Annotated in this window: 4 protein-coding genes; 2 read left to right on the top strand and 2 right to left on the bottom strand. The window is 58.6% G+C overall.

Features of this window, described 5'->3' with window-relative positions:
* Together VN577_04360 and VN577_04355 are read right to left on the bottom strand one after the other, a co-directional pair.
* A partial coding sequence (locus VN577_04360) for a carboxyl transferase domain-containing protein (protein ID HWR14037.1) occupies positions 1 to 607 on the bottom strand: 607 nt, incomplete at its 3' end.
* Positions 608 to 682: 75 nt separating this feature from the next.
* The gene (locus tag VN577_04355) at positions 683 to 2,017 is read right to left on the bottom strand and encodes an alginate export family protein (GenBank protein ID HWR14036.1); all 1,335 of its coding nucleotides are present in this window, start codon (positions 2,015 to 2,017) and stop codon (positions 683 to 685) included.
* 523 nt (positions 2,018 to 2,540) lie between these two features.
* Here VN577_04355 and VN577_04350 point away from each other — a divergent pair.
* Positions 2,541 to 3,698 (top strand): DNA cytosine methyltransferase, encoded by a 1,158-nt coding sequence (locus tag VN577_04350; GenBank protein HWR14035.1) that lies wholly within the window; start codon positions 2,541 to 2,543, stop codon positions 3,696 to 3,698.
* On the top strand, positions 3,698 to 4,396 hold the full coding sequence (locus VN577_04345; protein HWR14034.1) for a GIY-YIG nuclease family protein: 699 nt from the start codon (positions 3,698 to 3,700) through the stop codon (positions 4,394 to 4,396). The genes VN577_04350 and VN577_04345 overlap by 1 nt, the downstream gene beginning before the upstream one ends.
* Positions 4,397 to 5,083: the final 687 nt, after the last annotated feature.

The raw sequence follows: 5,083 nt of genomic DNA, 5'->3' as shown, positions 1-5,083 counted from the left end.
TCTCAACCATGATGATGATGTCACTCAGGGCGGGAAGATAGGCGCCGCCCGCGATGCAGGGGCCCATCACGGCGGCTATTTGCGGCACCCGGAGCCGGCGCCGCATGAGCGAATTATAGTAGAAAATCCGGCCGCCGCCATGCTGGCCGGGGAAGATTTCGTCCTGGAAGGGTAAGTTTACGCCCGCTGAATCCACCAGGTAGACGATGGGGACGCGGTTGCGCATGGCGATTTCCTGCGCGCGCAGGATTTTGGCTACGGTTTCGGGCCACCAGGCGCCAGCCTTGACCGTGGCGTCGTTGGCGACGATGACGGCGGGGCGTCCCTCGATGCGGGCGAAGCCGGTAACCACGCCCGCAGCGGGCGCCTGGCCATCGTACTTGTCGTGCGCGACGAGCAGCCCAACCTCGACGAACAGGGTGCCGGGGTCAACGAGGGCGGCGATGCGCTCGCGGGCGGTGAGTTTGCCGGCGTGGCGCTGTTTTTCGGCGCGGGCTTGGCCCCCGCCGGCGCGCAGCCGGGCTTCCAGGCGGTGGAGCTGATCCACCAGATGGCGCATGTGGGCCGTGCGCGCGGTTTTCGATGCGGTTTCGGGTATGGTGGACACGGCGTGTGTTCCGTGTCTCCATTGTGGCACCGGGTCCCCGGGGCGGGACCGCGCGGCGTGCCTCAACCGTTTGGCTTATAACGGAATCGAGCCCTTCAATTGGTACATAATCTCGAAGCGCAGGAAGTAGCTGGGGGTTTTGGCGGAGTAGAAACTGCCGGGCAGCAGGTGCTCCCATAGGACGTGGCCGCTCCAGTTGGGGGTGGCCTTGAAGTCCATGCGGCCCTGGTACATGTCGCCGCGGGCGGTGCCTTTTCCGTAGATAGTGGTGGCTCCGGGGAAGGGGTGGAAGGCGTCGATGTGGTAGTAGGTGGCGCGGCACTGGACGGGTTTCCAGGGGGTGAAGCCGGCCTCGCCCTGCCACATCCGCAGGTTCGTCTGGTAGCCGACGCCGGTTTCGCGGAACTGGGTATATAGGTAGAGCTCGCTCCACTTGGGCCAGCGGGAGAAGAGGGGGTCCCAGCCCTCGACGCGATCTTTGGTGTTGGGATCGTCGCCGGAAAATCCCCACCAGCCGGCTTGCACGTAGGGTTTGGTGCTGCCGGCGAACTGGCGCTTGGCGTAGGCGTAACCGCCCCAGCCGGCGATGCTGGTGGAGGGATGCTGGGCGCCCCACTGGAGGGCGAGCTCGCCGGTGAGGCTCAGGTTCTTGGTGACGGCGTGGACGGCGCGGCCGCCGGCGGTGTGGACGTGGCGATCGGGCTGGAACTGGGGATTGGTGGGGAGGCGGCTGTCGTGAACTTCTTTCTTATAAAAGTAGTAGGACTCCAGACTCGTGCGGGCTGAATTTTTATCGGTGTAGTAGAACCCCAGCGCCTGCTCGTCGCGCTCGATCAGTGTTCTGGCGCGGTCGTTGAAGCGGGGCAGGTAGCGATCGCTTTTGGGGTTTGAGATGCCGATGAACTCGAGCTTCGACTTTTTCCAGGAGTAAGCAAGGTTGGCGGCGTTGAAGTAGATGGAGCGGGAGCCGTCGTAGGGGGTGCCTTCGAGGAGCAGGAAGCCCTCGCCGCGCATGAGGTTCTGGCGCCCGACCCGGAGGGAGAGGCCGTCGGTGAAGAGGCGCTTGAAGTCGAGGTAGGCGTTTTCGAAGATCACCTCGTCCATGCGCCAGGGGACGCGGGCACGGACGATCTGGTTTGTTTCCTGGTCCAGCCCAACGTAGAAATCGATGTCGTGGGATAGCGGGATATTGGACCAGAGGCGTGTGCGGTAGCGGATCTGGTTGCGCAGATCCGGGGTGGCATCATTGCAGTCCATGATGTTGTCCCAGTTCTCGGTACGGACGCGCTGCTCGAAGCCCCACTGGATGGTGCGCTCCCCGGCGGGTTGGGCAAGCAGGGCGGGCGAGATAGCTGAGGCTAGCATCACGCCTATAAGCAGACACAACTTGGGACGGAGCGTTTCGGACATGCAGGTACCGTTATTGTAGCGGAAACCGCCGGGCTGAAACAGCCGCCATCACCGGTGCCCTGATTGCTTCCACTCTCAAGGGCTGAGCGTAGCAGCAGGATAATTTTCAAGAGTGGAGGGCCAAACCGGCTTTTCATCTTTTAGGTATTCAGATATTTAACAATCTATGTTTCCAAATACGGGTCTACTTGATATGCTCCTCGTATGTGGTGTCGGGCGTGACGACTTCGAATAAGCGAAAACCTGACGGTCTGAGCACGCAAATACCCGCCGTGCCAGATACGCAGGTGGACATAGCACGGCGGGGCCGAAAGCCAGCTAAACACTCGAACCCCTTTTATGTGCAAACATCTCTATATCTCCCCCGAGAAATGAAGAACAAGGTTCGGGCACGTCTGCTCGAACAGGGCAAGGAGTTCAGTGAACTCGTAGAAGACATGCTCCGTGATTGGCTGGTTAAGCAGTCAGCCTGAAGTGGCTATTCAGAATGCCGGGTTCAGTCGATGAGAATGGGGAGCGGACGATGACGCAAGAATCCAACCGATTGCCGTGGTACGAGTTCTTCGCTGGCGGCGGCATGGCCCGCCTCGGCCTGGGAGAGGAATGGCAATGCACCTTCTCGAACGAGTGGTGCGAGAAGAAGGCCGCTGCGTACAAGGCAAGATTTGGTGGTGGAAACGAACTCCATGTCTGCGATGTTGCGGACCTGAAGCCCCACGAACTTCCCGGTGTGCCGACGCTCGTGTGGGCATCTTTCCCTTGTCAGGATCTGTCACTTGCTGGCAATGGGGCTGGGCTGGCGGGTGACCGGAGCGGCACGTTCAAGCCGTTTTGGAGGCTTATGCGTGGGATCATCAGCATTGGTCGGGTTCCACAGATCGTGGTTCTGGAAAACGTGATCGGCACTCTCACGTCACACGACGGGCGAGATTTCGCTGCAATCGTGGGCGCTTTGTCAGACGAAGGATATCGAGTGGGTGCGCTGGTGATTGACGCAGTGCGCTTCCTGCCTCACTCCCGGCCTAGACTGTTTATCGTCGCCGTCCATTCCGCAACCGAAGTGCAAGACCACGTCCTTCCCGCTGCCTCTGAACCTTGGCATACACCTTCTCTGCAGATGGCGCACTCACACCTGTCCAGTCGTGTACAGAATTCTTGGGTGTGGTGGTGGCTTCCTGCTCCAACAACTCCGGTTCCAGCATTCAGCACCATCATCGAAGACGAACCCACGGGCGTAGGCTGGCACAGCCAAGAACAAACAGAACGGCTTATCAGCCTCATGTCTCCCCTGCACTTGCAGAAGTTGAAGAAAGCGCAACACCTCGGGAGACGGATTGTCGGCACCGTTTACAGGCGCAGCAGACCAAACGAAGCAGGCGTAATGGTGCAGAGAGCCGAGATTCGGTTTGATCAAATCTCGGGTTGTCTCAGGACACCAGTTGGCGGCTCAAGTAGACAGACCATCGTGGTGGTCGACGGTCACCGGGTGCGGTCACGCTTGCTCTCTCCACGAGAAGCCGCACGGTTGATGGGTGTTCCTGAAGACTATGCATTGCCAACCAAATACAACGAGGCATACCATCTGTTCGGTGACGGACTAGCGGTTCCCGTTGTGCGATGGTTGAGCGCTCATCTGCTGACTCCAATCGCCGCCACCAATCAGGTTATGATAGCGGCTTAATGCCGCCACAAGAAAACGAGAATGGACCGCAGGGCGTCTCGCAGGACGTAGCCGCCATTCGACTGCAAATCCGGTCGTTCTTGGATACGACCGATTCCAACGGGGAAAAGATTGGCAAGGCGATATGGGGCGTCTACGCCTTCTACGATTACGATCGTGAGCCGATTTATGTCGGTCAGACAAACGAGATGTTGCAGGTGCGTATTGGGCGGCATCTCACGAACCAGCGCACTGACGCAGTAGCGATGAATGTGTTAGACCCGTTTGAAGTGGCGGAAATTGAGGTGTGGCCGTTGTGGGAGTTGCAGGGAAAGGACAAGAAAGATCGTGAGGCGAAGAGGATATTGAATGCCGCCGAATACACGGTTTTTCAGCATGTATTGAGCCAATCCAGCTTCGGTGCTGTACTGAACGAGGGCGACATAGCGCCTACCGACCTAATTGAACTCCCACCATCCACCCGGTCAGGCATCATTCCTGACAACCTGTACGAACAGCGCAAACACCCGGACGTGCGAATAGCGAGACGTGCTACGACTATCGCCGCTCTCGCACGAGTCATCAGTGAGCGCAAGGTATCCAAGGGGCTTCGTCGCACGCTTATGACGCAAGCTCTGCGTCTTGAGCGGCTTGCTACACAGAGGTATAACGAGATTGGTGGCGTCGTTCCTACCGTAGAACCCGGCGAAGAGGTCTGAGATGGATACGGTGTCCCCGGAGACCCGCTCAAGGGTGATGGCGCAAGTACGATCCCAACGGAATCGGTCAACTGAATGGCGGCTCCGTGCGTGTCTGATCCGGGCTGGCATTCGTGGCTGGACATTGAATCCATCCGACATTTTCGGGAAACCTGACTTTGCGTTCCGACACGAACGCGTACTTCTATTTGTAGATGGCTGCTATTGGCATGGCTGTCCTAAGTGCTACAGAAGACCGTCGTCGCATACGAATTATTGGGACGCAAAGGTCCAGCGCAATCGTGCTCGGGATGTGAAGACGACTGCTCAATTGAAACAAGATGGCTGGCGGGTGTTGAGAGTTTGGGAACACCAGCTTTCCGCTATGGAGTCGGTCCTCAAGAGAATTAGGACGGCACTAACCCCTAAACGCTAGGCGGCTGTCCCGGACGTACAAACGATGTGCTTCACGTACTTATGAATCTCGACTAAGTCCGACGAGGCGCCGGACACGCCTCAGCAGTTGCTTCGATTGGGGCGAATCCGATTTCTAACAAAGCCATCTCCCAGACTGCTCTAAGAACGAACATGCCGCACAGCACCAAACCGCGGCCGCTCAATCCTTCACCAACGGAGTAATCACGATGTTACGAAACTCTACCGGGCCGTGGTCGCCCTGTAAGTAGAGGGGGCCGGGCTGGGATTCGT

The sequence above is a fragment of the Terriglobales bacterium genome, from assembly GCA_035561515.1.
Classification (GTDB): domain Bacteria; phylum Acidobacteriota; class Terriglobia; order Terriglobales; family Acidobacteriaceae; genus DATMXP01.
The sequence above is the reverse complement of the archived record's forward strand: the minus strand, read 5'-3'. Positions and strand labels throughout refer to the sequence as shown.

Bases quoted from the DNA above. Each gene is read 5' to 3' on its own strand.
- VN577_04355 (HWR14036.1), bottom strand. From the start codon at position 2,017: ATGTCCGAAACGCTCCGTCCCAAGTTGTGTCTGCTTATAGGCGTGATG.
- VN577_04350 (HWR14035.1), top strand. From the start codon at position 2,541: ATGACGCAAGAATCCAACCGATTGCCGTGGTACGAGTTCTTCGCTGGC.
- VN577_04345 (HWR14034.1), top strand. From the start codon at position 3,698: ATGCCGCCACAAGAAAACGAGAATGGACCGCAGGGCGTCTCGCAGGAC.